Annotated in this window: 27 protein-coding genes and 1 other annotated feature; of the genes, 10 read left to right on the forward strand and 17 right to left on the reverse strand. The window is 42.5% G+C overall.

The window, feature by feature from the left end:
- Window positions 1-106 precede the first annotated feature (106 nt).
- The 4 genes from JKM87_RS09260 to JKM87_RS09275 are packed head-to-tail and all read right to left on the reverse strand — an operon-like array spanning window position 107 to window position 4209.
- Window positions 107-934, reverse strand: coding sequence for a LysM peptidoglycan-binding domain-containing protein (locus JKM87_RS09260; RefSeq protein WP_202080058.1), 828 nt, complete (start codon window positions 932-934; stop codon window positions 107-109).
- Between the two features lie 27 nt (window positions 935-961).
- Window positions 962-1549, reverse strand: coding sequence for a CPBP family intramembrane glutamic endopeptidase (locus tag JKM87_RS09265; protein ID WP_202080059.1), 588 nt, complete (start codon window positions 1547-1549; stop codon window positions 962-964).
- A gap of 16 nt (window positions 1550-1565) precedes the next feature.
- Window positions 1566-3161, reverse strand: coding sequence for a RecQ family ATP-dependent DNA helicase (locus tag JKM87_RS09270; protein ID WP_202080060.1), 1596 nt, complete (start codon window positions 3159-3161; stop codon window positions 1566-1568).
- Window positions 3139-4209: a YpbB family protein gene (locus JKM87_RS09275; RefSeq protein WP_202080061.1), complete on the reverse strand. Its 1071-nt coding sequence runs from the start codon at window positions 4207-4209 to the stop codon at window positions 3139-3141. Before JKM87_RS09275 ends, JKM87_RS09270 begins: the two co-directional genes overlap by 23 nt.
- 131 nt (window positions 4210-4340) lie before the next feature.
- On the opposite strand from JKM87_RS09275, the gene JKM87_RS09280 reads away from it, so the two are divergent.
- A complete protein-coding gene (locus JKM87_RS09280) occupies window positions 4341-5252 on the forward strand; it encodes a hypothetical protein (RefSeq protein WP_202080062.1) in 912 nt (303 codons plus the stop codon).
- A 152-nt stretch (window positions 5253-5404) separates the two neighbouring features.
- Window positions 5405-5896 (forward strand): inorganic diphosphatase, encoded by a 492-nt coding sequence (locus JKM87_RS09285; protein ID WP_202080063.1) that lies wholly within the window; start codon window positions 5405-5407, stop codon window positions 5894-5896.
- A 189-nt stretch (window positions 5897-6085) separates the two neighbouring features.
- Here the strand turns inward: JKM87_RS09285 and JKM87_RS09290 are convergent, their stop codons facing one another.
- Window positions 6086-6511, reverse strand: a complete 426-nt coding sequence (locus JKM87_RS09290; RefSeq protein ID WP_202080064.1) for a DUF1284 domain-containing protein — start codon at window positions 6509-6511, stop codon at window positions 6086-6088.
- Between the two features lie 264 nt (window positions 6512-6775).
- Window positions 6776-7026, forward strand: a binding site (T-box leader).
- Window positions 7027-7096: 70 nt separating this feature from the next.
- On the opposite strand from JKM87_RS09290, the gene JKM87_RS09295 reads away from it, so the two are divergent.
- Together JKM87_RS09295 and serA are read left to right on the forward strand one after the other, a co-directional pair.
- Window positions 7097-8260: a pyridoxal-phosphate-dependent aminotransferase family protein gene (locus tag JKM87_RS09295; RefSeq protein ID WP_202080065.1), complete on the forward strand. Its 1164-nt coding sequence runs from the start codon at window positions 7097-7099 to the stop codon at window positions 8258-8260.
- Window positions 8238-9824: a phosphoglycerate dehydrogenase gene (gene serA / locus JKM87_RS09300; RefSeq protein ID WP_202080066.1), complete on the forward strand. Its 1587-nt coding sequence runs from the start codon at window positions 8238-8240 to the stop codon at window positions 9822-9824. Before JKM87_RS09295 ends, serA begins: the two co-directional genes overlap by 23 nt.
- Before the next feature lie 166 nt (window positions 9825-9990).
- On the opposite strand, the gene JKM87_RS09305 is transcribed toward serA, so the two are convergent.
- Both JKM87_RS09305 and JKM87_RS09310 read right to left on the reverse strand, forming a co-directional pair.
- Window positions 9991-10806, reverse strand: a complete 816-nt coding sequence (locus tag JKM87_RS09305) for a histidinol-phosphatase HisJ family protein (protein WP_202080067.1) — start codon at window positions 10804-10806, stop codon at window positions 9991-9993.
- 43 nt (window positions 10807-10849) lie between these two features.
- Window positions 10850-11068, reverse strand: coding sequence for a DUF2905 domain-containing protein (locus tag JKM87_RS09310; protein ID WP_202080068.1), 219 nt, complete (start codon window positions 11066-11068; stop codon window positions 10850-10852).
- A 98-nt stretch (window positions 11069-11166) separates the two neighbouring features.
- On the opposite strand from JKM87_RS09310, the gene JKM87_RS09315 reads away from it, so the two are divergent.
- The gene (locus tag JKM87_RS09315) at window positions 11167-11754 is read left to right on the forward strand and encodes a L,D-transpeptidase (protein WP_236838709.1); all 588 of its coding nucleotides are present in this window, start codon (window positions 11167-11169) and stop codon (window positions 11752-11754) included.
- Window positions 11755-11849: 95 nt separating this feature from the next.
- Here JKM87_RS09315 and JKM87_RS09320 read toward each other — a convergent pair whose 3' ends face one another.
- The 8 genes from JKM87_RS09320 to JKM87_RS09355 form a co-directional block, all read right to left on the reverse strand.
- Complete coding sequence (locus JKM87_RS09320) at window positions 11850-12842, reverse strand: superoxide dismutase (RefSeq protein ID WP_236838710.1); 993 nt, start codon at window positions 12840-12842, stop codon at window positions 11850-11852.
- A gap of 85 nt (window positions 12843-12927) precedes the next feature.
- Window positions 12928-14019 carry an ABC transporter permease gene (locus tag JKM87_RS09325; RefSeq protein WP_202080070.1) on the reverse strand — a complete coding sequence of 364 codons (1092 nt, stop codon included), beginning with the start codon at window positions 14017-14019 and terminating at the stop codon, window positions 12928-12930.
- Entirely contained in the window at window positions 14019-14930 is a 912-nt protein-coding gene (locus JKM87_RS09330) for an ABC transporter ATP-binding protein (protein WP_202080071.1), read from the reverse strand. Before JKM87_RS09330 ends, JKM87_RS09325 begins: the two co-directional genes overlap by 1 nt.
- 326 nt (window positions 14931-15256) lie before the next feature.
- Entirely contained in the window at window positions 15257-15451 is a 195-nt protein-coding gene (locus JKM87_RS09335) for a hypothetical protein (RefSeq protein ID WP_202080072.1), read from the reverse strand.
- A gap of 33 nt (window positions 15452-15484) precedes the next feature.
- Window positions 15485-16483 (reverse strand): AimR family lysis-lysogeny pheromone receptor, encoded by a 999-nt coding sequence (locus tag JKM87_RS09340; RefSeq protein WP_202080073.1) that lies wholly within the window; start codon window positions 16481-16483, stop codon window positions 15485-15487.
- 189 nt (window positions 16484-16672) lie between these two features.
- Window positions 16673-17647 (reverse strand): AimR family lysis-lysogeny pheromone receptor, encoded by a 975-nt coding sequence (locus JKM87_RS09345; protein ID WP_202080074.1) that lies wholly within the window; start codon window positions 17645-17647, stop codon window positions 16673-16675.
- A 232-nt stretch (window positions 17648-17879) separates the two neighbouring features.
- Window positions 17880-19040 carry a sulfate adenylyltransferase gene (gene sat / locus JKM87_RS09350; protein ID WP_202080075.1) on the reverse strand — a complete coding sequence of 387 codons (1161 nt, stop codon included), beginning with the start codon at window positions 19038-19040 and terminating at the stop codon, window positions 17880-17882.
- A 29-nt stretch (window positions 19041-19069) separates the two neighbouring features.
- Window positions 19070-19774, reverse strand: coding sequence for a phosphoadenylyl-sulfate reductase (locus JKM87_RS09355; RefSeq protein ID WP_202080076.1), 705 nt, complete (start codon window positions 19772-19774; stop codon window positions 19070-19072).
- 177 nt (window positions 19775-19951) lie between these two features.
- Here JKM87_RS09355 and JKM87_RS09360 point away from each other — a divergent pair, with 177 nt between their 5' ends.
- Entirely contained in the window at window positions 19952-21238 is a 1287-nt protein-coding gene (locus tag JKM87_RS09360; RefSeq protein WP_202080077.1) for an MFS transporter, read from the forward strand.
- 129 nt (window positions 21239-21367) lie between these two features.
- On the opposite strand, the gene JKM87_RS09365 is transcribed toward JKM87_RS09360, so the two are convergent.
- A complete protein-coding gene (locus tag JKM87_RS09365; protein ID WP_202080078.1) occupies window positions 21368-21667 on the reverse strand; it encodes a hypothetical protein in 300 nt (99 codons plus the stop codon).
- A gap of 122 nt (window positions 21668-21789) precedes the next feature.
- On the opposite strand from JKM87_RS09365, the gene comA reads away from it, so the two are divergent.
- The 4 genes from comA to JKM87_RS09385 all read left to right on the forward strand — a co-directional run bounded on the left by comA (window position 21790) and on the right by JKM87_RS09385 (window position 24485).
- Window positions 21790-22617 (forward strand): phosphosulfolactate synthase, encoded by an 828-nt coding sequence (comA, locus tag JKM87_RS09370; RefSeq protein WP_202080079.1) that lies wholly within the window; start codon window positions 21790-21792, stop codon window positions 22615-22617.
- 66 nt (window positions 22618-22683) lie between these two features.
- Window positions 22684-23136, forward strand: a complete 453-nt coding sequence (locus JKM87_RS09375; protein WP_202080080.1) for a DUF441 domain-containing protein — start codon at window positions 22684-22686, stop codon at window positions 23134-23136.
- Between the two features lie 23 nt (window positions 23137-23159).
- Entirely contained in the window at window positions 23160-23582 is a 423-nt protein-coding gene (locus tag JKM87_RS09380; protein ID WP_202080081.1) for a hypothetical protein, read from the forward strand.
- Window positions 23583-23711: 129 nt separating this feature from the next.
- The gene (locus tag JKM87_RS09385) at window positions 23712-24485 is read left to right on the forward strand and encodes a DUF421 domain-containing protein (protein ID WP_202080082.1); all 774 of its coding nucleotides are present in this window, start codon (window positions 23712-23714) and stop codon (window positions 24483-24485) included.
- A gap of 77 nt (window positions 24486-24562) precedes the next feature.
- Here the strand turns inward: JKM87_RS09385 and JKM87_RS09390 are convergent.
- Window positions 24563-26482 (reverse strand): DNA translocase FtsK (locus JKM87_RS09390; protein ID WP_202080083.1); only part of this gene is annotated, 1920 nt, incomplete at its 5' end.

Raw genomic sequence — 26482 nt, forward strand, 5'->3', positions numbered from 1 at the left:
AGGGTCAAACAAATAAGAAGGCCCATTTGGCCTTCTTACTCGGCATGAGCTACTGCTGCCGCTAAGGATCAGTAGCTCAATGTATGCGGGGTTATTCATTTAATCATTATTTTTTAGCAGGTATCCGAATCTGAGAACCGGCATTGATCTGTCGGATATCATCAATCTGATTAAACGCTGCTAGCGGCTCTAGATAACGTTTATCATCATAGTAAAGCATCGTTATGGAATAGAAGGTTTCTCCCGCTTGAACGGTATGGACAGCGACGACTTCCTCACTTAACTCAACAGGTGGTAAATGCTCTTCTTCCTCACTTTCAGCGTTCGGTTCCGTTTGGTGAGCTGTATCCGTTTCTGAAGTATCCTCAACCTCCCCTACATACTCGGAGGATTCATCATTTGTAGACCCGTTCTGTGATGGCGATGCCTCTCCCTCGGGACCATCATGAGTTGGGGCACCAGGTTGCTCCGAAGGGGTTGCATTGGAATCTTCCGTGCCATCTGCACGTGCATCCTCTTCATCAGACCCTGGTATATTTTCATTCGCTCTATCAGGACCAGATTCTTCTTGTATGTCTTCTAAAAGGTTGACCGGTGTTGGAAGCTGTACCTGCTGTTGCTTAAACTCCCAAGCCCAAAACAATAGAAACGCAACAATCATGGCCAAAAACGTATAAAGAATAATCTGTATTAATGGAAAGCCACCTGATAATGTCGAATGGCTTTCTTCCTGTTTATCTAAATCCTGATCTTCAACTGGTGCATCTGTGTCATGAGTGAGAGCGTCAGTATGTTCGGCACGTTTACGCTTGCGTAATTTCCGCTTGCCATGTTTAACCGCTCTTGGAGGTAAAGAACTCGTATGTGAATATGAATCATCGCTATGGCGATGATTCATTGAATTTTTTCCCTGATCGTTATCTGAATTCACCATGGTGTCTCCCCCTATAACCTGCTATGCTTATACCCTTGTCTCAACGAGGCGGTACCGAATCAAACATCCTAAAATAAAATCTATCAAGAAATGCGCCCATATGACACTCCATAAATTGCCTGTCCACTGATATAGTGTACCAAAACCAAAACTAATCGCAAGTACAAGCATGCCGTAAAACCACTTGTTTAAGTAACGATAATGCAATAATGCAAAGAGGATGCTCGTCCAGAATAAACCGATTAAATTTTGTAGCACACCTCTAAATAGCCACTCCTCTACGAAGGCGACGAACAAAGCAATGACAGCAATTTGGAACACGTTGACGTCACGAAAGATACGTTCGTTAATCCCCCCATCATCAAAATATCCTTTAGGTAGTCGTTTCATCAGCCATACGTCTAATGTTATGATCACGACCGCAAACACTGTGCCGTATAGCATAGCCGTGCCGAAATCATTAAAGTGATACAGTTCAGTGATGGTCATTTTTTTTCTAAGAAAAACGTAATATAGGATTAAGCCGACTACAAAAAGGACCCCTTGTGTGAGGGCTAAGTTCAAGAACAACACACGATTTGGCATACTGTCTAATTTATCTCTCAGGTCGTTCATAGGCTCCCCCTTATACTCATAAGTGGCTAGGTGGTAGCAACTGATCAAGCGCTTCTGACCAGTGCAGTCTATCCCCATGTGGGGTCTCGAACGGCCGTATTGAATGACATGTGTCGACGTCTATCTCCAACCATTCAGGGCGATAGCCACACAAATCACAACACCACTCTGACTGGTCGTGCTTAAGGCGTTCAGAGAAATAATGTAAAATAAAAGATCGCCTGCATTCAGCTTCCCCCAACTGTAACCAGTGATACATCGTGGCAATTTTTTTGGACCGTTTGAGACGCAACTGATCCATTCGCGCTTGCACTTCTATTTCTAACTCATCTATGTTTCCCGCCGTTAATCGTGAATCGGCCAAAACTTGCTTTAACTGAAAGAGGACAGTGTCCAACGCTTGTAATGGAAAATCCAGTGAGTAAGCCACCTTCTGCATCTCCTCTTCATTAGACGGCGTTTTATAACCCATTTGTTTCAGGTACCTAAATAATAACTGTACTTTGCTAGGTGACGTATATTCCTGTTCTAGAAAGTGATAAGGGATTTGTTCATCACCTGCTTGCGCGAGCACAATGGATACACCGGATTTCCCGTCCCGACTACATCTCCCCATCTCCTGCACGTATGCCTCAAGCTGACTAGGAAAATGATAGTGAATGACATAGCGAATATCCGGCTTATTAATGCCCATGCCAAAAGCGTTCGTGGCAAAAATGACTTTCAACTCTCCTTGTTGAAACTGTTCTTGGATCATACGTCTTTCTTCTGGGTTGACCCCACCGTGATAGTAAGCTATGGACGTTATCCCCTGGGCTTGAAAATATTGTGTTAACTCCTCCGTCTTCGCTCTAGAGGAGCAATAGACTAATCCAGCATCCTGACGTCTGTTTAATAGATCGTAGATGAATGTGATCTTTTGTTGTTCGTTCTCAACCCTTTGAACATAGTGATAAAGGTTTTCTCTATTTACGGAGGAAATGAACGACTTCGGGTTCACCATGTCCAAGTAGAACAGGATATCGTTTTTTACCTCCGTTGTCGCTGTTGCAGTCAAAGCCATACATGTGGGTTGCCCCAGTTTTTTTCTAATATGGGCTAGGCGTAAATAGTCCTGTCGAAAATCATGTCCCCATTGAGAAATGCAATGTGCTTCATCAACAACGAATAGCGAAACCCTACGTCGGCTTAAGGCACGCATGATCGTGTCGTTTTGTATGCCTTCAGGAGAAACGTATATAAGATTATACTGGTGGATATGAGCCAGAATGGCACCTTTCTCTGCCCCCGATAAATGCCCGTGTATGGCTACTGTATCCTTACGTCCATGTAAATGCGCGTCCCGTACTTGGTCTTCCATCAAAGACACGAGCGGTGATATGACAACCGTTGCAGCTGGCAATAGGAGAGACGGGATTTGGTAGCATAAAGACTTTCCACCACCCGTTGTTTTAATCACTAGGGTATCCCTTCCCGATATCACACACCGTATAATTGAAGCCTGATCTTCTCTAAAATCATGATAGCCGTAGACTTTTTGCAGCGTTTGTTGCATAAGCTCATCCGACACTTGATGTCCGTGATTGTATTCAAGATATTGGTTTGTGGACATGACGTATGGCCTCCTTTACTAAAGCCAAACGAATTTGTAAGTAGGTCACTTGAGACCCTAACTCCGTTTTTATGACACTTAACTTCTTGGTTTTCAGCTTCTGACTGACATTGAGAATCCGCTCTAACACTTCTGATGGCAGAAACGGTTGGACAGAAAAACTAGGATTTTTAGAGGCAATTTCGACGACGTGATCCTCAATTGTGCTGACCTTCAATCCTCTTTTATAGGCAATAGCTTGGAGATCAAATCCTTGGTCTAGATATTTTAAAGTTTCAAAGGCTGAAAGAGTGAGCCCAACATGCTTGTCCTTTAAGACGCCATCTCCTTCTTCAACCTTAGCAAATGGCTGCAGATCAGGGTGAGACTTAGCGTGTTGCATGCACTCTCTAGCCCCTTGGAGCCAAAATAAGCGTAAAACTGCTTCAGGCAGGTCATAAAGCTGCTCAAGTTGTTGAAAGGTTCGCCCCGCAACGCCGTATCCTGTTAAACGTGACACACACAACGACGGGAATAAGGGATCGGTACACTGCTCGAACACGTCACGCAAAGCCCCTTTAAAACGACGAATGCCTTCTACTTTGTCCTGCGTGCGCCTCCACTTCTCCTTGACCCACATCTTGCTCTCTAAATCCGACACGATCGGTTGAAATGATGCATGTTCATTTATATGATGAGAACACACCTGCATCCATAATTGCAAACGTCTCCAGAAAGTGAAAACTTGGGTGGCCGGTAAGGAAGTGGATTGTAGTCCAGAACGTTGAGCCAAATCTAAGCTTTTCCATTGCTGTATCACATCAGCGTAATAAGCTGGCTGTATCGTAACATAAGAAGCCTTAGAAGCATCAACGGAAACAACCTTGTTCTCCTGTTTAAGCTGTTGGACACAAGAATCAAACGACGAACGTTCTAGGTGTGGTAAAGCTCCGTACCAGTTTTGAAATCCAAATAGAGTGGTGTCCTGAATCGCCTGCCCACTTTTCTTGCCTGTGAGTATGTAATAGCAACCCTGCACACTTCTTTCCCCGTTTAGTTTGTCAATCATATATAAGATAATGAAATCGAGTCCATTTAACATGTTTCTTCACACTTTTACGTTTTTCTATTATTTTAACATGCCTCTTCCACTCTCACGCGATTTTTTTTATACTAGTTTAATAGATTGGGGGTCATCACGTGTCATCTCGATTAACAAAAACAGACTTTATGGTGGTCTATGCCATTTTAATCTCTCTTTCTCTATTTATCGGAGGGTTTTTCTTGGGTGCGAAGGTGGGTCATGACCGAGCAGAAGAGACATTCACCACCTTACTGACGTCAATGGAAGGCGAAGAGCATGAAGAAACGATGCAATACTCACACACTGACTTCATGTCATACTATTATGACGCTTATCAGCCATTTAAAGAGTTTAGGAGAGATTACTTGGCTTTTTTCGACCAATTTGAATCCGTTCCAACAGATCAGCAAATGGAGCTCATCACTCAGCTCAAAGGACGGACGCAACAGATTAAGGCTACATTACAAGGGGCACCTTATCCACAATCGTCACCCTTACTAAAAGAGAGCATGTTACAGTACATTGAAGCGTTATCAGCTTTTGAAAAAGGACTAAAAGAAGCGGAAAATAAAACTGACTTAACAACTGATCAGATCAAGCTGTTAGACGATCCACAGTTTCAGGCAGGACAAGCCGCCTGGCTCAGAGGTCAAACCCTGTTTTATGAGGCGCTTGTCCTATGGGAAAGCATCTATGAGACGAATGAAGCACCAGATTTCGTCGAAGCCCCACTGGACATTCGCATTGATCATTGGGTGGCGTATGGTTTCCATCGTAAGAATGAAGTTATAGCTAAAGCCCTGGAAGAAAAAGAGATTCTCACTTACTTCAACCCTGAGGATGCGCAAATTTATTTAGCGTCCTATGCCAACCAACAGGGAGAAAACGCCCCTATCAATACAGTGGCTGATGCATTAGACGTTTTAATTGCGAGTAATTCAATACAAGAAGGCGCTTTCCTAGAGCAAACCACACCGCAAGAGCAAGAGGACCTACCGTCACCGATTATTCCTCTCTTTAACCCTTGATCCGTAATGTCATGATACATGGGTGTATATAAAAAGCCCGAAACATCAGGAGATCATATGTTTAGGGGTTGTTTCGGCTTTCTTTTCCTCTAGCTTCTTGCTATAATGTTAAGTGTTAGAATACATAGTGATAGAGAAAAGGAGCTGTATGTATGGCATTTGAGAACCGTGTCGTAGATGCTTTCATCGAAATTCCAACAGGTAGTCAGAATAAATACGAGTATGATAAAGAGACGGGGACGTTCAAATTAGACCGTGTCTTGTACTCCCCTATGCACTATCCAACTGAGTACGGTTATTTGGAGAATACACTAGCGTTAGATGGTGACCCACTCGATATCTTGGTCCTCACCACATTCCCTACATTCCCTGGATGTGTGATTTCTTCACGTGTGATTGGCGTTCTCAATATGTCCGATGATAAAGGGCAAGATGAGAAGCTCCTCGCTGTACCAGTGGATGACCCGCGTTGGGATGCCGTGAACACTTTAGAAGATGTGCCAGAACATAATCTAAAGGAAATTGAACATTTCTTTAAGGTGTACAAAGACCTTGAGAACAAAGAAACAAAAATTGAAGGATGGGAAGGTCCTGAAAAGGCTGCACAATTAATAGATGAGTGCATTGACCGCTTTCCTGGGTAAGAAACCTTTAAACCAAAAGCCAATATGATCATAAAGTAGGTAGTTCAGTTTTGGAGTACAAACATTAAATTGTACTCCAAAATGGACTACTTTTTTAATGATAACTACATAACAAATACTTCAATTTACTTCTTATTAGAAAAGGACATGGTTTACCAAAGAGGTGGAAAAATGAAAAATCATTACAGCTCATAAATGTCGCTGCTTTAACGCACGAATCCCATCTTTACATACCCCGTATGATAACCACGAACACCCTTGACACAAGTGGTCTAAATCTTCTGGATCGACTTTGTCGGCTACTCGTTGCACCAATTCACTTTTAGCATATTTGTCTCCCGGTTGGAGATCGAGATGATGGATGACATGATGGTCTAAGGACAAGACATGGTCGTTAGAACTCGGACTTTTCTCACACGTTGTTTGCCCCTGATGAGGACAAGCCTGACAGGTGTCATCGAGGTCTGCCACCACTTCTATATCAAAATCCTTATTGTCATCTCTTATATCGCCCACGACCTGACTCATTTTGTCCACGAACTGTGGACTATATCCCATGCCTTTAAAACCATGAACACAAAGCAAATGATGACCTCTTAGACGGTACATTTTCAATTAACCTCCTTTGGACATGAACAAAACACGAACATTAATTTCAAAAACTTTATACATTGTACGTTTTTTCGAGCAAAAAGCGTTGACGATTTACTCAAAGCGTGATAGATTTATTTACAAATCATCACAGACATACACGCTAGACAGTGGCCATGGATAAGAGGTAAAAGCTTACCCTTCATCTTTGTCACTGTAAATATCTACACAACCCCTCACCCTATGTATATCAAAGATTTGTTATACATATAGTATCATGAACAGAAAATAAAGACGTGGATAAAGATAACTTTATTGAAGCATAGATCTACAGAGAGCTGGTGGTTGCTGCGAACCAGTGGTCTACTCAATAAAGAGCACTTTGGAGTCGTTAGATTGAACACAGAGCGTTTAGTAGGTCTAAACGGGTCAGCACCGTTATATGCTTTGGTCACGAACCAATGAAGACTAAGATTGCGAAGTCTTAGAAAAATAAGGGTGGTACCGCGTAATGTTCATCACAACCTTTCGCCCCTTACCAATGTGTAGGGGTTGGAAGGTTTTTTATATATCTAAAAAAAACTTAGCAAGAGTGAGGAGGAGAGAAACATGCTGCAAGACCATAGTATTTTACGAATTCCTGGGCCTACTCCCATTCCGCCCAGTGTGAACCAGGCTATGTCTCAAGCCATGGTGGGCCACAGAAGTGAGGCGTTCAAACATTTGCTCAGTCGTGTCGCCCCTCGGTTAAAACCTATCTTCGGAACTAATCAGGATGTGCTCATTCTAACTTCTAGCGGTACTTCAGCTTTAGAAGCGGCCGTTGTCAACGCCGTTAAAGAGGATGACGAGGTGCTTGTTCTCGTCACTGGATCATTTGGTGATCGCTTCGTCAAAATATGTGAAGCATACGGTATTAAAGTTCACCGGTACGATACAACTTGGGGAAACGCCGTACAACCTGAGGAGCTAAAAGAGGTACTGCAACAGCACCCTCAGGTCAGTGCCGTCTTTGCCACTTACTGTGAGACATCAACAGGGGTCCTTAACCCTATTGAAGACCTCTCTAAAGTGATCAAACAAGAGAGTGACGCTCTGTTTATTGTCGATGGCGTCTCTTGTGTCGGGGCTGTTGAGGCTCAGATGGACGACTGGGAGATCGATATTCTCGTCACAGGTTCTCAAAAGGCTTTCATGCTCCCTACAGGACTATCTTTCGTAGGTGTGAGTCCTCGTGCATGGGAAGCGATCGAAAACAATCCCCGTCCCCGTTTCTATTTAGATCTGAGAAAGTACCAATCACAGCTAGAACAAAACGCAACCCCGTTTACACCTGGTGTGTCTCTGATTTTTGGTTTAGAGAAGGTCTTGGATCTACTAGAAGCGGAGGGGTTGGATCAGGTGTACCGTCGTCATCAGACGATGAAAAATATGACCCGCGCAGCGTGCCAAGCGCTTGGTCTTCCACTTCTAACGGATGACAAAGCCGCTTCTCCTACCGTTACAGCCATTAAACCGGAGACGTTCGCTGCAGATGATTTACGAAACGTCATGCGTCAATCCTTTTCCATCACACTCGCAGGCGGACAGAACCATATGAAAGGGCACATTTTTAGAATTGGACATATGGGCTACTGCTCACCGTTAGACGTCCTACAATGTATCAGTGCCCTCGAATGTGCGCTCGTTGAACTCGGTGACGATATTACGTTAGGCCAAGGTGTAGCAGCAGCTCAGGAGGTGTATATCCATGACTTACAAAATACTCGTTAGTGATCCATTAAGTGATGATGGCATTCAAAGTTTATTACAAGCAGACGATGTTGAGGTTGTTAAAAAAGTGGGACTCTCAGAAGAAGAACTTATCGCCCTGATTCCAGATTTCGATGCGCTCCTCGTCCGGAGTCAAACACAAGTGACAGTTGACGTGATCCGCAAAGCCACGAATCTGAAAGTCGTAGGAAGAGCCGGTGTGGGTGTCGATAACATTGATCTCACAGCCGCCACAGAGCAAGGGGTCATCGTCATTAATGCCCCGGACGGGAATACGATTTCAACGGCTGAGCATACCATGTCAATGCTACTGTCTCTCGCACGTCGTATCCCGCAAGCGTATCATAGGCTGAAGCAACACGTGTGGGACCGAAAAGCGTTCGTAGGCGTGGAACTTAGCAGCAAAACACTCGGTATCGTCGGTTTGGGTCGGATCGGAAGTGAAGTCGCTAAGCGCGCCAAAGCGTTTAACCTTTCCATCGTGGCTTACGACCCTTACCTTACGCCCGAAAAGGCAGATAAACTCGGTATACAGTGTGGGACCTTAGATGAGGTGCTTCGTGCAGCTGATTTTATCACCGTGCATACACCACTCATCAAAGAGACCAAACATATCATTAACCGAGAGGCGTTTGCCAAAATGAAAGATGGCGTCCATATCTTAAACTGTGCCCGTGGTGGCATTATTGACGAGGAAGCCCTTTACGAGGCTATTATTGATAAAAAGGTAGCGGGAGCAGGACTAGACGTCTTTGAAGAAGAACCCGCCACGCATCACAAGCTATTAGAACTACCGGAAGTGATCGCGACACCTCACCTAGGGGCCAGCACAAAGGAAGCCCAGCAGAACGTGGCGATTGATGTGAGTCGAGAGGTATTGCACATTCTTAGAGATGAACCGTTTAAAAATGCCGTCAATCTCCCATCCGTTCCGGCTCATATAATAAACAAGGTGCAACCATACTTTTCCTTAAGTGAACAGCTCGGTTCCTTTCTCGCTCAGTTAGCTGTAGGTGCCCATGAGGAGATTGACATTAAATATACGGGAGAGCTCACCGATTTTGATGTGGCCCCCTTAACGCGCAATGTCGTTAAAGGGATACTCTCCTATCACCTAGGCCATCAAGTCAATTACGTTAACGCCCCGCACCTGGCGAAACAAAGAGACTTGACCGTCAACGAGCAAAAGACGTCCTCTAGCAAAGGCTTTACCAACCTTATAACGGTCGAGCTTCGTACAAACCAAGAAACAAGGAAGATTTCTGGTACGCTGCTCAATGGCTATGGTGCTCGTATTGTCAAAGTGGATGAGTATTCAGTTGATGTTACACCTTCAGGACATACACTCTATATCCATCATCAGGATAAACCGGGTGTCATCGGACGTGTAGGCACGTTACTAGCCGAACACGGAGTGAATATCGCTACGATGCAGGTAGGAAGAAAGGATATCGGCGGGGACGCCATTATGATGTTGACCATTGATAAACCAGTATTGCCAAAAGTTCTGGAACATCTTGGAGAATTGAACGAAATTATGACCGTTACAGAAATTGACCTATAGGTAACGCCCCACAGCAAGGGGAAACAGATTGGATAACTTAATATATTTCTTAATAAAGCCTTCAGGAAACATTATCCTGAAGGCTTTTGTTTTTCTCTATTCTCATTTACGACATGGTTTTTCACACTGACCCCAAATATCCTATTAGACTGTACCTCACTTATCATTAGCCTAGTGGATGGGCCTGTCTTTCACGTTTTGTAAACGTCTGAATCTCTTGGTAACCGACCGATTTTGCCAATGATATCGCTTGGTCATAAGCATAGCCAATATGGTCAGGGTGATGGGCATCTGAACATATCACGATCCCAACACCCGCATCCTTACATTTTTGAAGTAATGCAGGTTCGGGGTAAATCTCCTCTACTGGCTTGCGTAAACCTGCTGTACTGATTTCAATACACGTCCCTGAATCGGCTAACGCTTGGACGACACGGTCGAATTGAGCGTGTAAGAACGCTTGATCCGTGGGACGATAGTTAAAGATTTTAACAAGGTCTATATGACCTACAAAATCAAATAGCTTAGATTGAGCCAAAGTGACCACCTGATCAAAATAAGCGGTGTAAACGTCGTGTATGTCTCGCTTCTCGTACTCATCTCTAAAATCCATGAGGTCAATGCCCCAATCTCCAATCCAATGTACAGAACCGATGACATAATCAAAAGGGTACTGTTTAATAAAGGCTTCCATTTCTTTTTCTTTACCAGGTGTATAATCCATTTCAATCCCCATCTTGACTTTGTAACCGGCTGAACGAGCCTGCTCAAATAGGTCCAAGTATGTTTTCATTTGCAGTCCTCGCCGTCCATTAACCCAGTCGTTAGATAGGATGTTTCTTGTTTCTTCAAAGAAATAGGCGTGTTCTGATATACCTAACTCTTCTATACCCTTAGCTTGGGCTTGTTCTATGTATTTTTCAAGCCAAGTTAAGGAAAAGTCCCCGGTTTCGTGCATGTGAACATGGTAATCTGTTAACATGCTACTCCCCTCCTCCACTTTTTTTACATCATACCATGAACGCTTATCTGAAGAAACGGCCTAATGAAAATAGTAAAGAAAGGACAATACTAAGGATAATCATTGTGACAAACGGAAAGTAAACACGTACGTTTTCTTTTTCATACACGAAATCACCTGGTAAACGTCCCAGTGGGATATGTCTGCCAAGCAGTTGCCACAACAGACCGACCACAATCAGAACGCCCCCTGTGATCATAATCCATTTTGCAATGGGGTTCATGGGATACCTCCTTTTCAAAAATGATATATGGGCTAGTGATTGGCTAGTGATTTAAACATTTCGTGATGTAGTCAAGTAGAATATAGGGAGTGATTATGTTGACCCATCTCAAAAAACAGAGCCGTGTCATCCTCAGTAGTTTTCTACTCATCTTGCTGTTTGTAAGTGTCCCGCCGAATAGCCAGGCGCAAATACCGGAAGAGTACGAAGGGGTACACCTAGAGATTGACCTAGCCACCAATAAGCTCAAGGTGTTCTTAAACACTCACGAAGTCTTTTCCTATTCAGTTGCCACGGGCAGAAATAAAACTAAAACACCACTTGGTGAATTTAAAATTGTGACCAAAGTGAAAGAACCATGGTATTTACCCAAACAAATTGCGGGCGGAGACCCTAAAAATCCGCTAGGAACAAGGTGGATCGGGTTAAGCGTCCCTTATACGAACGGCTATAAATACGGCATTCATGGGACAAATAAACCTCAATCGATTGGTCACTATGTTACGGACGGGTGCATCCGATTGCAGAATGAAAACGTTGAGTGGCTGTATGACCAACTCCAAAAAGGGACGCCCGTCATCATCACAGACTCTTCCCTTACAAATCTTGAATTAAGTGAGAAGAAACAATCCATTGAGGCGCAATTAAAGCAAAAGTACGATGATGACGAAGGGGATAAATCTTAGTCACCTATGCTTCATATAGACAAACAAAAATCGTTACAAAAAAAGCAAAGGTGAATGTCCCTTTGCTTTTATCTTACCCAATTGTGTATGATTTGTTAATATGGTGTCCAACGTACTTGCTTTGCCACTCTCAAACGATTATTGACGGCGTCCCAATTCACAATGTTCCACCAGTTCTCAATATACTTTTTACGATCCGTTTTGTATTGTAGATAATAGGCATGTTCCCAAACATCCAAGACTAAGAGAGGGATAACATCCCATTGGGCAAAATGCTGGTGTTTTTCCGCTTGTAAGATCTCTAAACGCTGGGCTCTAGGTGCCCAAACCAGTATCGCCCACCCGACTCCCTCCACTTTGTCTGCCGCTTCTGTGAAATGTTGCTTAAAACGTTGAAAACTACCGAAGGTTTTGTTGATTTCATTAGCGAGATCACCACTGGGTTGCCCTCCACCTTCTGGCGACATAATATCCCAGAATATGGTGTGTAAGTAATGACCTGAACCATGAAAAGCCGCTTCACGTTCCCAATGTTTTAACAAATCAAAGTTGCCAGTTCGTCTGGCTTCACGCATTTTTCTCTCCGCTTCATTAAGCCCATCCACATAGCTTTGGTGGTGGACATCATGATGTAATCTCATAATTTCCTCTTCAATATACGGCTCTAAGGCATCATATGGATAGGGCAAAGGGGGTAACGTATGTTGTCCGATCGGTACCGTTTGCCTTGGCACAGTATCGCTTTTCTCCTGCTTGGTAGCACCTGACGGTTGTGCGGTTGTTTGAACTGTATCACTTTTTGTCTGTGCTCCTTTTTTGAATTGAGGTTGGAAAAGCTTCTGCAATTGTTGATACAGCTTCTCCGTTTTACCCCGAATATCGGCCTGTTCATGTTCATATCTCCAAGAAGACCCGTTGTTTTCCGATGCATTTGTTTTTGCGATTTTTATCAGCTCTTGCATTTGAAAAAGCCATTTTTGATATTGGTCGATTTCTTTATCTGTGATCTTATGCCTATGTTGCTCAGCATAAGCCATCGCTTGATGAGCCCAATTAATCACATCATCAGACAGTTGGCGTTGAGACATAACGACGCTAGAACCTCCTCTTATAGCGAACGAATCATGAGTGTCCGTAATACTATATGTTCGCCTAGAGAAAAAGGTATCTCGTCTATGCCTCCCACCTAAAAAACTTTGACGCCAATGCAAAACTGACCACAAACCATGCTATTAATATCAATGTTGGTACCCATAAATCTATAATACCGGCGCCCGTGTTCATGACCTGTCTTAACACATCACTCAGGTGAGATATGGGAATTGCATAAACAACCGGTTGAAGAAAGCCAGGCATATCAGAAATAGGAAAGAATATCCCCCCTAAGAAAAACATAGGGAACGATATAAAACCTGCGACAGGAGCTGCATGCTCTGGTGTTTTAGCCAAACTTGCGATAATAAAACCTAAAGACATAAACACTAATGTTCCTAATATGAGATAGAAGAGGAGTACAAGCCAATGGCCATTCATCTGAGCCCCTAAAACGAATATCCCTACAGAAAGAACTAATATGGCTTGCGTCAGATTAAGTGCTGTTCTTGCCGTGATCTGTGCTGCAATAAACGTGCTCGCTTTGAGGCCTGTGGATTGTAAGCGTCTAAGAATGCCACGCTCTCGCCAAGATGCAATTTGGGCTGCCACCCCATTTAAATTACTGGAAAGTATCATCAACGCCGCAATACCTGGGACCAGAAAGTCTAAATAGGTTAATTGAAGAGATTGAAGTCCCTTTCTCTCCGTCAGCACGATTTCCTCAAAATCACCCCATTCTTTATTGATCTCATCCACGACTTGATCGACAAGTGCGAACCCAACCTCAGATACGGATTGATTCACCTCATCATAATAAACATCAAAAGTGGGTTGCTTTCCATGCTCTAACTGATGGCCAAAACCTGCAGGTATCCCAACCATTAAACTCAGGTCACCGTCTTGGACAGCTTGCTTTCCTTCTTCTAATGTGGACAAAACATGAACATCTATAACTTCAGTCTCGACAAAGGCGCTTTTTATGCGGTCAGAAGAAGCACTCTGATCTTCATCATACCAACCGATGGTCACGCTGGTTTCTCCGCCGTTACCTAAAAATAGGCCTAGCATAACCATGAGAACCAGAGGAAAGAATGTTGTCCACAATATCACGGTCTTATTACGTAAGAATAATTTTAACTGAGCTAATGTGAGTTGTTTGAAGGATTGCATTAATCTCGAAGGCTCCTTCCTGTAAGATGTAAGAAGACATCCTCTAGGGTCGCTTTACGGGTCTGTAATTCTAATAGGTGTTTTTGGTTCTTTTCAGACCATTTAATCAGTGATATCAATGTTTGCTGCAAGTCTTTTGTATATAATACAACTTTACCGTCCTTATATGTAGCATTGACGACTCCCGCTATTTCGTCACTAGGGTAACGCTCCTCTGACCATGTAAAGGCCACGGCACTGTCCATATTTAGTTCCTCTATCAGTTGATCTGGTGTATCTAGTGCTTTTAATTGCCCTTGATCCATAATCGCTAGACGGTCACAAAGCTCATGTGCCTCCTCCATATAATGAGTGGAAAGAAGTATGGTTTTACCCCTGTTTTGTAAGTCTTGTATAATATCCCACAATGCCCGTCTTGCCTGGGGGTCAAGACCTGTTGTAGGTTCATCCAAGAAAATCACGTCAGGATCATGAATAAGTGCTAAACCGATTGCTAGCCTTTGCTTTTGACCTCCAGAAAGTGATTTAACAAGGCTGGCCTTTTTCTCTACTAGGTTCATCTGTGATAGAACGTCGCCGACCCCTAAAGTCGCTTGATAGAAGCTCGCATAGAGGTGTAACGTTTCTTCTACGGTGAGCAAATCAAATAGTGACGTTGATTGTAATTGAATTCCGATCATGGTGCGAATCTTTTGCCTGTATTGTTCTACAGAGTATCCCGAAATATAGACTTCTCCTTCATCAATCTTTCTTAACCCTTCCATCATTTCTAAGGTTGTTGTTTTTCCTGCACCATTAGGCCCTAATAGACCAAATATCTCGCCTTTTTTCACTTCAAAACTGACGCCATTGACCGCTTGCAAATCTTCGTATTTTTTGCGCACATCATGGACACGTATGATTGAGCTCAACGCCTCAACCTCCTAATTTCTGCGTTCGTTTTTGTTATTATCATTTGGTTCCTGTCATTCGTATCAAATTAATCGTACAACAACTTTTGATTCCATTCTAATATTATAGACAAGATATCACCTTTTCGCGATGATCAATCATTATTTTTCGGTGCTCAAACACTTGAAAATTAGCGAAAATGTTCGTTTTGTTCTCAAAAAACAAGAAACCTGTAGATTATATTTCTACAGGTTTCTTGTTGATTTTTCTTCCCGTTAAGCTATAATAAATGAGAATGTAGCTAACCAGAATATGCTATTCCTTCCCAGTATAGTATATTCTGGGTCTATCCAACGTCAGGAAAACCTGCATAACTCAATAGCTGATCTTCACCAACGGCTGGGTGTCCTGGACTTTGCGGCGTGACATCTCCTTCACCAACGGCTGGGTGACCTGGATTAGCCCAAGCACCAATACTAAACACACAAATGAACACAAATGTCAGCGCTCCTGTTGCAAAAAACTTCTGCCACTTACTCATACACGTGTCCTCCCTTCAAATTTTAAAAAATATTTAATTATATGCTGCTTCAATAGCTGTTGGGCGTTCCCCTCGTTCATAGAGTTCAACGCGAGCCATATTAGCAGCAAACTTATAATTAATTTTCTTAAATGCCTCGATTGATCTATATAAGTAATCGACATTATCGGTTGCGAGGCCCATGTAAAAGTAGTGATAACCCATCTCTAAATAACCAAATTGGTCTATCTCCAAAGCGTTTAGCAATTGAATCGCTTTTTTCTTGTTTTCCTTTCTCACTTCCGCATGTGCTCTCTCATGTATATCTCTGGTTTGATTACTATAAATCATAAGATCGCCAATGACGGACCAATAATTATTAAAGAAGACGATACTCCTCTTAACGTTATTTATCTTGGTCAGTTCTCCTAATTCTTCATAGATATCCAGAGCCATCTGGAGCGCGTGTATTCCTTTGTCGTAGTCTTCAAACAGGTAGGAAATGCCAAGTGTATGGTATGCGGATGCAATGTACGCTTGAGTAGAACAGTAGTTAATAATGACATAAGCATGTTCGCGAACCTTGTCCACTTCATTCTGACTAAGATAATAGTTAGATAAGAGCTGACATAGCCGAAAATGATAAAAAGGTTCAACACATGAATCCTTTATTTTTTCAAGCTCATCTCTAATTTGAACGAGCACGTGTTTCAGAACACCAAGTTCACGATTGTCATAACAACTGTAGGCGTGGAGTAATCGGTAGGCACAGAACATGAGAGGTTGGTCAGAAGTTTTGTATTGAACAGATTTTAGCAAATCATGTGGTGTGATCTCGCCTCTAAGACGTTGTAAAAAAAGTTGGTATATGCTTGTCCATTCTTGTATTTGAGGATCTTTCGTATGTTGATTAAGGTCTATTATATCCTGCAGTTCATCAAGGTTAGCGTTAAAGCAAGCTTCTTCCATTTGAAAGACGTAAAGGACAGTGTCTTCAAAATAATCTTTTATCATTGTGGTATTCACGGGTGGCATGCGGTTTAATCCTTTCAACAGAATCTCCCCCAATCACCAATATAGCGACAAGCCATAACAAAATAAGATCTTATTTATCTACATTATACAATATATGGCAAACATTTAAATAGGCCTTTTTTACCATCTATCAGGTCCATGTCATTATTAAATTTGAAAATATTGGTTTGTGGTCATACTTAAGATCTAGATTAATATTTGCGTCAGTTAATAAAATGCTGCCTCTATTGCTGAAGATCTCTCATTAAGCTTGTATAGTTCTAAACGTCCAAGATTGGCATAGAATTTATCGTCCATATTTTTGAAAGAGATTATAGATTGATAAAAGTCATCTATTGAGTTGTAAGTCAGTCCTTTAAAATAGTAGTAAAATCCTTTACTTGTTGCACTTAATGCAGGGACATCAATACGCTCTAATATGTTTTTAGCTTTAGATATGTTACCTAGGCGTACTTCGCCGTGAACGTGTTCTAACATGTCGTCCTGTTGATTGCTAAATAACATATACTGATTAGACTGGGACCAATAGTGATTAAAAAAAATAATGGTTCTTCGTATACCTATATTATGACTTCGCTGCCCAAAGAGCTGATACATTCTCAGTGACCTCTTCAGATTTCGCATGCCGGAAGTATAGTCATCGTAGAGATAGCTAATACCTAGGGTGTGATAGGCGGAAGCGATATAAGTGGGATTATTACTGTTGTCAATAATATACTGACAACCTTCTTGTGCTTCTTGGATATAAAACGTTCGGAGGTGATAGTTGGTCTGTAGCTGCACCAGCCTGAGTTGATACATCTCCTGGAGCTTCCTATCATCCATTAGAGGAATTGACTCTTTAATTTCTCTTAATACACTAGAGATCAATCCAAATTCGTGGCTATCATAATAGGCATACCCCTGAATTAAACGATATAAAACAAATAAATTAGGATCATCCGATGTTTGATATTGAATTTTTTGAATAAGATCTTGTGGTTCAATCTTTTTCTGTGAACGGAGCGCGAGAAGGTGATAAGCCGATCGCCATTCTGCTAAGTTATCCAAGCCGTCGTCTCCACGAAGTGAGTGGTCCAGTTCTTCAATCCTGCCAAGATAACTTAGGATTTCCCACTTAAGCTTGAGATTACCATGTTCGTACTGCAACATTTTAGAAGCTAGTCCTCTATCATGTCTCATGACCGTCTCCTTTATTTGCATTTAAATTGCACTTTTAGTGCGTTACCTTTATTTTACTATATTAATAGCAAAATTTCTGCACGGTTCTACAATTCATGTCCAATATATGGCATGTATGGGTGATATGAATTCATGTCAAGAGCTGGATTTTTTATTATAACGGCTTATATAACGGCTATGAAAGGTATCATGAGCCCACCTAGGCCAATGGCTCGGTAGGGCTCAATTTTTATTAAGCTTCTGTTTTGAGACCACGGATCAAGACTTTTGCCACTTCAGGCCTAGAGATTTGTTCGGGTAATAGTTTCCCCTCTCTTAACAATGCACGTACTTTTGTACCGGATAATTTAAAGTGATCCTTCTCGCTATGTGGGCAGGTTTTGTATGAAGCCATACTGTTACAAGCATGGCAGTAAAAACTATGCTCAAAGAATAAAGGTTTAATGCCCAACTCTTCTTCAGAGAAGTGGACAAAAATTTTCTGAGCATCATAGGTACCATAGTAATCTCCCACACCAGCGTGATCACGGCCAATGATGAAATGCGTACAGCCATAATTTTTTCTGACTAAAGCGTGATATACTGCTTCCCTAGGTCCTGCATAACGCATAGCGGCTGGGAACACACCTAGCAGCACTCTTTTTTTCGGGTAGTAACGCTCTAATAGAACTTCATAACTTTCCATTCTCACAGATGCAGGGATATCGTCACGCTTCGTTTCTCCTATTAGAGGATGTATAAATAGGCCATCTACACTTTCTAAGGCAGACTTTTGAATGTATTCATGAGCCCGGTGAATTGGATTACGGGTTTGGAAGCCAACGATAGTCTGCCAGTTTCGTTCAGAGAAAATCTGCCTTGTCATTTCAGGTGTATAAAAATGCGCTTCAAACTGTTGCGGCTCAGGTCTTTGAATCACTTCGATCGGTCCACCCAGGTATACAGCCGGTCTGTTCATGAGTTTTTGTACCCCTGGATGCTTTTTCTCTAGGGTGCGAAACACACATTGGGCTTCCTTTTCTTTATCTGGCTTAAACTTATCCGAAACGGTTAAAACCGCATACACCTCACCCTCTTTGGCAAGAGCGACTTTCTCTCCAATATACAATTGTTTGGAGAACATTTCATCAACGGCTAGCGTAATTGGAATGCTCCAAACGAGACCATTGGCAAGGCGCATCTCTTGAATCACAGTATCATAATCTTCCTGGCACATAAAACCTGTCAGAGGTGAAAACACGCCTGTGGCAATACATTCTATATCAGATAGTACCCATTGATCGATCTCAATGTGTTTTATGTGAGGTAACTCCGCTACGAGGTCAGCCTTTTGTTCTTCGCAGACCATGCGATTAATTAATTGACCACCATGAGGGGAGATCAATTTTGTCATATCTCGACTCCTCCCATATCAGTGTTATTTCATTTATGCAATCCACATTCAGTTTTTTGATAGCCGCCCCAACGTCCAGAACGAGGATCTTGCCCGTCTTGCACAGGTCGCGTACACACGCTACAACCGATGCTCGGGTAATTTTGGTCATGTAATGGATTGTAAGGGACGTCATGCTGCTCTATATACGTCCAGATATCCTCTTCAGACCAATCAGCCAATGGATTTAGCTTGAGGAGTCCAAACTTTTCATCCCATTCAACTTTCTTACTGTGTCTTCTCGTCCATGACTGTTCCCTACGTATACCAGTGACCCAAGCATCATATTTGTTTAAGGTTTCTTTTAGTGGCTCGACTTTACGAATTTGACAGCACAGATCAGGATTCGTTTCCCATAATTTATCTCCATGCCTCAAACGTTGTTCCTTTAGGGTGAGTGCCGGCTTCACTTGAATAAAAGAAACGCCATACTTTTCTGATAATTTATCTCTCGTCTGATATGTCTCTGGGAAATGTTTATCCGTATCTAAGTAGAAGACCGGGGCTTCAGAGTTTATATTCATTAACATATCTAGAAGGACCACATCTTCTGCACCAAAGCTACAAGCTAAGGTACACCGGTTGCCAAGTGTCTTAACCGCCCAGCTGAGTATGGCTTCCGGTGATTGACTCTCATACTCCTGGGCTAAAGCCGTTATCTCTTGCTCAGTCCATTGACTCTTCAAGGTTTTCATTGCTATCTCCCCCTCCTCCGTCATTCCTTTATCAGCTTATGCCTAATCCCCTCACACTGACACCAAAAATCCTAACTTGGTCCTTACTTTGGTAAAAACTGTAGCTTGATACAGGGCTCATAAATACTTGCTAAGGTGGAATCCTATGCAATAGTTCTGATGAAAAGGAAGAGTGCGATGGCTAAAAATAAAAAAACCCTCGACTTAATTGCATTAGCGAGTGTCCCATTTATCATGGTTCTAGGTAATTCTATGCTTATACCGATTCTTCCCCAAATGAAGAACGAATTGCAAATATCACAACTTGAAGTCAGCTTAGTCATCACGTTGTTTAGCATCTCTGCAGCGATCATGATTCCATTTTCAGGTTTTCTCTCTGATCGCTTTGGACGAAAAAAAGTGATTATACCGTCTTTGATGTTATTTGCCCTTGGAGGTGTCGTCGCAGGTTTAGCCTCCTGGTTTCTAGTGGAGAAGACAGCGTATTGGACCATGCTCGCCGGGAGAACCATCCAAGGCATTGGTGCAGCGGGAACAGCGCCTATTACGATGGCACTGGCAGGCGACATGTTTAAAGGAGGCGCCCAGAGTAAAGCGCTTGGTGTGATTGAGGCGACAAACGGTCTAGGTAAAGTGGCCAGCCCCATTCTAGGGACTCTGATCGCATTTATTGTGTGGTTCGCACCTTTCTTCGCCTTTTCAATCTTATGTGTGTTTTCAATATTAGCCATGATTTTTATGGCTAAGGAACCCCCTTTAAAATCTGAGCCACCGAAATTAAAGGCCTATATTTCTTCCGTTGTAGATATCTTTAAGACGGACGGACGTTGGCTTATTGCCACCTTTTTTATTGGAACGATAGGGCTATTTGTTCTTTTCGGTGTTCTCTTTTACCTATCTGACATATTAGAGACACGTTATCAGATAGATGGGTTATACAAGGGGTATATCCTGGCTGTACCCTTATTGGCCATGGCAACAACCTCTTATATTACGGGGCGGTTAATTAAAAAGAAATTTCCTTTAATGAAAAAATTGATTGTCATCGGTCTACTCCTCATGGCCTCAGCTTTAATACCCTTAATGTTCTTAGAACAACTGGTGGTGCTTATCCTTTTACTTGCTGTGAACGGCATTGGAACAGGTTTAGCCCTTCCGTGTATAAACAGCTTTATAACTGGGTCCGTTAATAAAGCAAAAAGGGGGATGATCACCTCCCTATACGGAAGCGTTCGTTTCGGTGGTGTTGCGCTCGGTCCTCCTGTGTTTGGATGGTTAATGACCATGGAGTCATGGATATTGTTTGGATCTAACGTTGTCCTCATTTTGTTAGCCGCATTTTGGGCCATTTTTGCTATTCGTGTGGAAAACAAAGGGAAAGGTGACAGTAGTGACAGCAGTGACAGTGAAGATGAACATAATGCAGCTTGGGAACGTCTGGCCCTATCGAATAGTACCCCATAAACAACTATTAGCACGTAAAAAGCCTTTGACTCAGGTGATGTCAAAGGCTTTTTTCAAAATCGTGTTCATTCATGCTTGTAAAATCTTTTTTGCTTTTACTTCTTTTTTACGATCTCACGGGACCTTAACTTAAGATTCGTTGTCCTCGTTTTCTTCTTCATCTTTTAGTTTAATCTGTTCTCCACCACAGTATATTTTAACGAACGGATCTTTTTTTACTCCGACGACATCTTTTAAACCAGAGATAAAATGGCTGACGATGTCGATATAATTTTGCCTTTCTCCTACATCATCCAGATGCCCCAAAACATAAAGATCATTATCTTCTTTAAAGATATACAACAGATAACCTAACATTTTTCCTTTATTGGAAACAACGTTGAATATTTCACCTGATGGCGTACGATATTGTGGTTGTAAATAGAGCATATCTATTTCCTCCTTCTCTTCTCTCTTAACTAAAATAAGCTAAATCCCGTCACTTTATACATAGACGCGCATACATTGGGCATATATCCACTTTTCTATTCTAATGAACAAGGGGAGATTATATGTCTCAGCGTACACATCCTTGGCCAGCTGGATTAGTTGATCCGACATCTCAGCGAGATCCAAAGCCTCGTCGCACCGGATTAACGATGGTGATTGACAAGGGATTAGGCCTTACACAATTTCAAGATGTCTTAGCCTTGGCTAACGAATATATTGATTTTATAAAATTAGGGTTTGGCACATCAGTTCTATATCCCGAGATTATACTAAAAGAGAAGTTAGCTTTAGCAAAAGAGTATGGGGTAACTTTATACCCTGGAGGTACGTTTTTTGAAGTGGCCTTCGTTCAAGATCGAGTCTCTTCATATTTGGAGCATATCGTCAAACGCGGGTTTAAAACAGTGGAAATCTCCGATGGTTCGACTGACATCCCACTTAAAGACCGTTATAATGCTATCAAGCTGGCTAGGTCCATGGGCCTAAAAGTGATAACGGAATGTGGAAAAAAGACAACAGGAAGTGTTTTACAGTTTCAGGACATGCGTAAAACTGTCCTTTCTGATCTAGAACATGGTGCAGAATATGTCATTGTGGAAGGAAGAGAATCAGGCGAAAACGTCGGCATCTATGATGAGAAGGGTGAGACTGATCCCTATTTACTTCAGAATACCGTTCACGATGTGGCGGGTTATCGTGATGCATTAATTTGGGAAGCACCCAAAAAGGCCCAACAGGTCACGCTCATAGAAGAGCTAGGTCCTCAAGTCAATGTAGGAAATATTCAACCACAAGACATATTGGCGTTAGAGACCCTTCGACGGGGCCTAAGATCGGACACCTTTTTTCTTCATGAGTTTAAAACCTCCATCTTAGAGGAAAAAGCATAAGCAAAAGCATAAATCTTGTCCAAAACTCATAGTGTTTAGTATGAACTGTGGACAGGGGTTTTGGACATGAAAGCTGAATTCATTTTACTTGCGCTCGTCATTATCGGGCTTATTGGCCGGTCGCCTATCATTGCAACGGCCGCAAGCTGCTTATTAGTCATCAGGCTAGCATCACTTCATAACGTGCTTGTCCATCTGGATGAGAGAAGCTTAGAGCTTGGATTATTATGTTTAACAATGGCTGTTCTCGTTCCATTCGCTACCGAACGAATCAGATGGAAAGACATGAAAGTACTTATTACGACACCCTATGGTTTAATTGCACTGATTGGTGGTGCCACTGCCACGTACTTAAACGGCAAAGGATTGGATCTCCTACAGGCGGACCCGGAAATGATTATTGGTCTCGTCGTTGGGAGTATCGCAGGCATTGTACTTTTACGGGGCGTGCCCGTTGGACCTTTAATGGCTGCTGGCATCACCGTTTTGCTTCTACAGATTTTTAAATGGTTTACCTAGCATATTGTTAAGGAGGAGGACCTATGTTACGTAGAAGACAACCTTGGATGCTAACCCTTTTCATTTGTTTGACGTTAACCGGTTTGTTTACTTATCTCATGGATGGGGACACACGCCTAATCTATGCCAACGAAAGTCAAACAGACAAGCCTGACGCTGAATTAAATCAATCGGCTATAGTGGAAACCGTAAAGTCCTATAGTGATCAGTTACATCCTGACGATCAGTTGGTTGAAATAGAGGAGAACATACAGGTGAAAGCGAGCCACCTAGAAGGCGTCGTGATTGATGGGGAAACTTACTATTATCACATCTCCCCTCACATGTCTTATGACCCTGTGGCCACGGGTGAGGTCAGTGTAGAGGATGTTGAGGTGATCCATGATGAAGAATATGATGATTCACTCTTTGTCATTTATACCATACCTAATGATCTAACGCGTTAACCTATTATGGTGTGTGTGGTCAAGGTCCCCTTCAACACCAGAAAAACACCTCTCGTCTGTGTCCAAAAAGTATAGAATATAGCCTTAGAGAGAAACTAAGGTAAACACCGATGACGAGGAGGCTATTTCATGGACTTTGTTTGGGAATCCATTGTATTGGTGTTGACAGGCTTTATTTTGTTAAGATTTGCTGGGCGAAAGTCAATTTCACAGATGACTGTCGCGACCACTGTCATCATGATTTCAATCGGATCTATCATCATTCAACCTATCATTGAAAAAAGTGTCTTAAGGACGATGGGGGCAACCGCTATTTTTATTCTCATCCTCATACTGGTTGAATACTTTGAAATGAAATTTAACGGGTTAGAAAAAATGCTGACAGGAAAATCTAAAGTTGTCATTGAGAATGGTCAATTGAATGTCGATACATTGCGACAACTGCGATTGACCGTTGACAAGCTCGAGATGCAACTTAGGTCAAAAGGCATCACAAACTTGTCCCAAGTGAAGACGGTCACGATAGAAGCGAACGGTCAGATTGGATATGAACTTAACGACGACGAAAAACCGTTAACAGTCGGTGAGTTTAAGAAAATGTTAGGAGCAATCCAGCCTATGAATGCCAGTGCTGGAAACGCTGGACAAGCTATCCCTACAACTCAACTGAATCAAGCACAACAACAGAACCCGACGCAACAGAACCAACAGCAACAAACCCAGTCCCAGCAGAACCAGACTCAACAGGATCAGTCCTCATCTTCACAACAAAACGATGTCCAGGAAGAAAAACAGACCGTTGATGGCAAAAATATATTTTCCGAAGTCAAACAGGTACAAAACAATACTGGCGACAATTCAAAATCGAATAACTCATCCGCCCACCCTAAGACATTAAAATAGTTATATTGAGTGAAACATTGCGTACATGGGTTCGATGTCTATTGATTTAGATTTGATTATATATTGGAGAAGTTGCATTATTCTCTTTGATCTAGCCAGTCTAAAAATTGATCCTGTGACCAAACGACTTGCCGAGGCTTACTACCTTGAGCTTCACTAATCATCCCCTGCTCCTCCATCCAGTCAATCATTCTAGCTGCACGGTTATAGCCTATTCTGAATTTCCTTTGAAGACTTGATGTTGAGGCAGCCCCCTGTTCCATAACGAAAAATCCGGCCTCTTCAATGAGTTCATCCTCTGCCTCACTGTCTCCTGTTGGCTGGTGCAGGTCATTCTCTTTTAATAGAAAATGTTGTGTCTCTTCCTGTGCAACCTTGTTCACCACTGCCTCAATTTCATCATCAGAAACAAAACATCCCTGTACTCGTACAGGCTTTGGAGAGCCATTGGCTAAGAAAAGCATGTCCCCTTTACCTAGTAGCCTCTCTGCTCCTGACGAATCTAATATCGTTCTAGAATCCACTTGAGAGGATACCGCAAACGCTAAACGTGACGGTATATTAGACTTGATCAACCCTGTAATAACATCAACTGAAGGCCTCTGGGTAGCCACAAGTAAATGAATGCCGCATGCGCGTGCTTTCTGTGTAATTCGGCAGATGGATTCCTCTACTTCTGATGGGGCCACCATCATAAGGTCAGCCAATTCATCAATGATGATTAATAAATGTGGTAAGGTCACAGACTCCCCTGTCTTCGTTTTCATGACTTGATTGTATCTGGCGAGGTCTCGGACGCCTTCTTGGGCAAATAGTTGATATCTTCTCTCCATTTCTTCGACGGCCCACTTCAAAGCGGCTGTTGCTTTTTTTGGATCTGTCACAACGGGTGTGACCAGATGCGGGATTTTCTGATAAGGGACAAGCTCCACCACTTTTGGGTCTATTAGCAACACACGTAACATTTCAGGAGACGCATTATAGAGTAAGCTGACGAGTATCGTATTGACGCAAACTGATTTCCCTGATCCTGTCGCCCCAGCGATTAACCCATGAGGCATCTTCTGTATGTCCGTTACAATCGGCTTCCCGTCTATTCCAGATCCTAAGCAAATGCTAAGAGGGGAATCATTTGACTGAAACGCTTCAGAATGTATAAGGTCGCCAAGTAAAACAGGGCTCGGATTTTCATTGGGTACCTCTATCCCGATCGCTTGTTTCCCTGGGATAGGGGCTTCGATTCTAATGGCTTTTGCTGCTAAAGCGAGTTTAATATCATCCTGCAAATTAGTGAACTTGCTAATTTTGATTCCAGGAGCAGGTTGAATTTCAAACCGTGTGACTGTAGGACCTCTGGTTACATCTATTAATTCTGCCTTCAAATTAAAGTGACTGAAAGTGTTGAGAAGTCTCTCTCCCTGTTTCTTTTCCCAATCTGTATCCTGTTGGCGGTTCTGGACAGTTTGTTTAAGTAAATCGGATTGCGGGTAAGAATACGGCTCTCGTTCTAGCGTTTCTGCCTGAGTATCCCGTGTGGGACTGTCACCTGCAGACTGGATTGTCGTCTGCTGCATTCTGGCTTCTCGTCTCCGTTGTTGAGCCTGCCTTATATTCTGTACTGTGGGCTGTTGATCCTGATTGGTGTTGTGGCGTGTCTTCGATTCCAATTCCGATGAGGACGCCTGAGGTAATGCCTGTGATATCTGCGATGACTGTTCATCCGCCTTGCCCATCGTCACTTGTTGTGTAGGTGTAGAGAATAAAGACGTTGTGGGCCTCGTTGGTTCAGCCTGTTTTGTGTCAACGGACGCTTTAGTTTCACTCAGCTGCTGTTGATTTTGATGTTGTTTTTGCTGTTGCTGTTGGTGTTGATTTTGATGTTGTTTTTGCTGTTGCTGTTGGTGTTGATTTTGATGTTGCTGTAGCTCTGGTTGAACATCACCATTAACAAGCCTTTCTTCTGTATCACCACTCTCGTATTGCGGCATTGTTTCATC

It is taken from the genome of Caldalkalibacillus salinus (genome assembly GCF_016745835.1).
Lineage (GTDB): Bacteria > Bacillota > Bacilli > Caldalkalibacillales > JCM-10596 > Caldalkalibacillus_A > Caldalkalibacillus_A salinus.

Bases quoted from the DNA above. Each gene is read 5' to 3' on its own strand.
- JKM87_RS09260 (WP_202080058.1), bottom strand. From the start codon at position 934: ATGGTGAATTCAGATAACGATCAGGGAAAAAATTCAATGAATCATCGC.
- JKM87_RS09265 (WP_202080059.1), bottom strand. From the start codon at position 1,549: ATGAACGACCTGAGAGATAAATTAGACAGTATGCCAAATCGTGTGTTG.
- JKM87_RS09270 (WP_202080060.1), bottom strand. From the start codon at position 3,161: ATGTCCACAAACCAATATCTTGAATACAATCACGGACATCAAGTGTCG.
- JKM87_RS09275 (WP_202080061.1), bottom strand. From the start codon at position 4,209: ATGATTGACAAACTAAACGGGGAAAGAAGTGTGCAGGGTTGCTATTAC.
- JKM87_RS09285 (WP_202080063.1), top strand. From the start codon at position 5,405: ATGGCATTTGAGAACCGTGTCGTAGATGCTTTCATCGAAATTCCAACA.
- JKM87_RS09295 (WP_202080065.1), top strand. From the start codon at position 7,097: ATGCTGCAAGACCATAGTATTTTACGAATTCCTGGGCCTACTCCCATT.
- serA (WP_202080066.1), top strand. From the start codon at position 8,238: ATGACTTACAAAATACTCGTTAGTGATCCATTAAGTGATGATGGCATT.
- JKM87_RS09305 (WP_202080067.1), bottom strand. From the start codon at position 10,806: ATGTTAACAGATTACCATGTTCACATGCACGAAACCGGGGACTTTTCC.
- JKM87_RS09310 (WP_202080068.1), bottom strand. From the start codon at position 11,068: ATGAACCCCATTGCAAAATGGATTATGATCACAGGGGGCGTTCTGATT.
- JKM87_RS09320 (WP_236838710.1), bottom strand. From the start codon at position 12,842: ATGTCTCAACGCCAACTGTCTGATGATGTGATTAATTGGGCTCATCAA.
- JKM87_RS09325 (WP_202080070.1), bottom strand. From the start codon at position 14,019: ATGCAATCCTTCAAACAACTCACATTAGCTCAGTTAAAATTATTCTTA.
- JKM87_RS09335 (WP_202080072.1), bottom strand. From the start codon at position 15,451: ATGAGTAAGTGGCAGAAGTTTTTTGCAACAGGAGCGCTGACATTTGTG.
- JKM87_RS09345 (WP_202080074.1), bottom strand. From the start codon at position 17,647: ATGAGACATGATAGAGGACTAGCTTCTAAAATGTTGCAGTACGAACAT.
- sat (WP_202080075.1), bottom strand. From the start codon at position 19,040: ATGACAAAATTGATCTCCCCTCATGGTGGTCAATTAATTAATCGCATG.
- JKM87_RS09355 (WP_202080076.1), bottom strand. From the start codon at position 19,774: ATGAAAACCTTGAAGAGTCAATGGACTGAGCAAGAGATAACGGCTTTA.
- JKM87_RS09360 (WP_202080077.1), top strand. From the start codon at position 19,952: ATGGCTAAAAATAAAAAAACCCTCGACTTAATTGCATTAGCGAGTGTC.
- JKM87_RS09365 (WP_202080078.1), bottom strand. From the start codon at position 21,667: ATGCTCTATTTACAACCACAATATCGTACGCCATCAGGTGAAATATTC.
- comA (WP_202080079.1), top strand. From the start codon at position 21,790: ATGTCTCAGCGTACACATCCTTGGCCAGCTGGATTAGTTGATCCGACA.
- JKM87_RS09375 (WP_202080080.1), top strand. From the start codon at position 22,684: ATGAAAGCTGAATTCATTTTACTTGCGCTCGTCATTATCGGGCTTATT.
- JKM87_RS09380 (WP_202080081.1), top strand. From the start codon at position 23,160: ATGTTACGTAGAAGACAACCTTGGATGCTAACCCTTTTCATTTGTTTG.
- JKM87_RS09385 (WP_202080082.1), top strand. From the start codon at position 23,712: ATGGACTTTGTTTGGGAATCCATTGTATTGGTGTTGACAGGCTTTATT.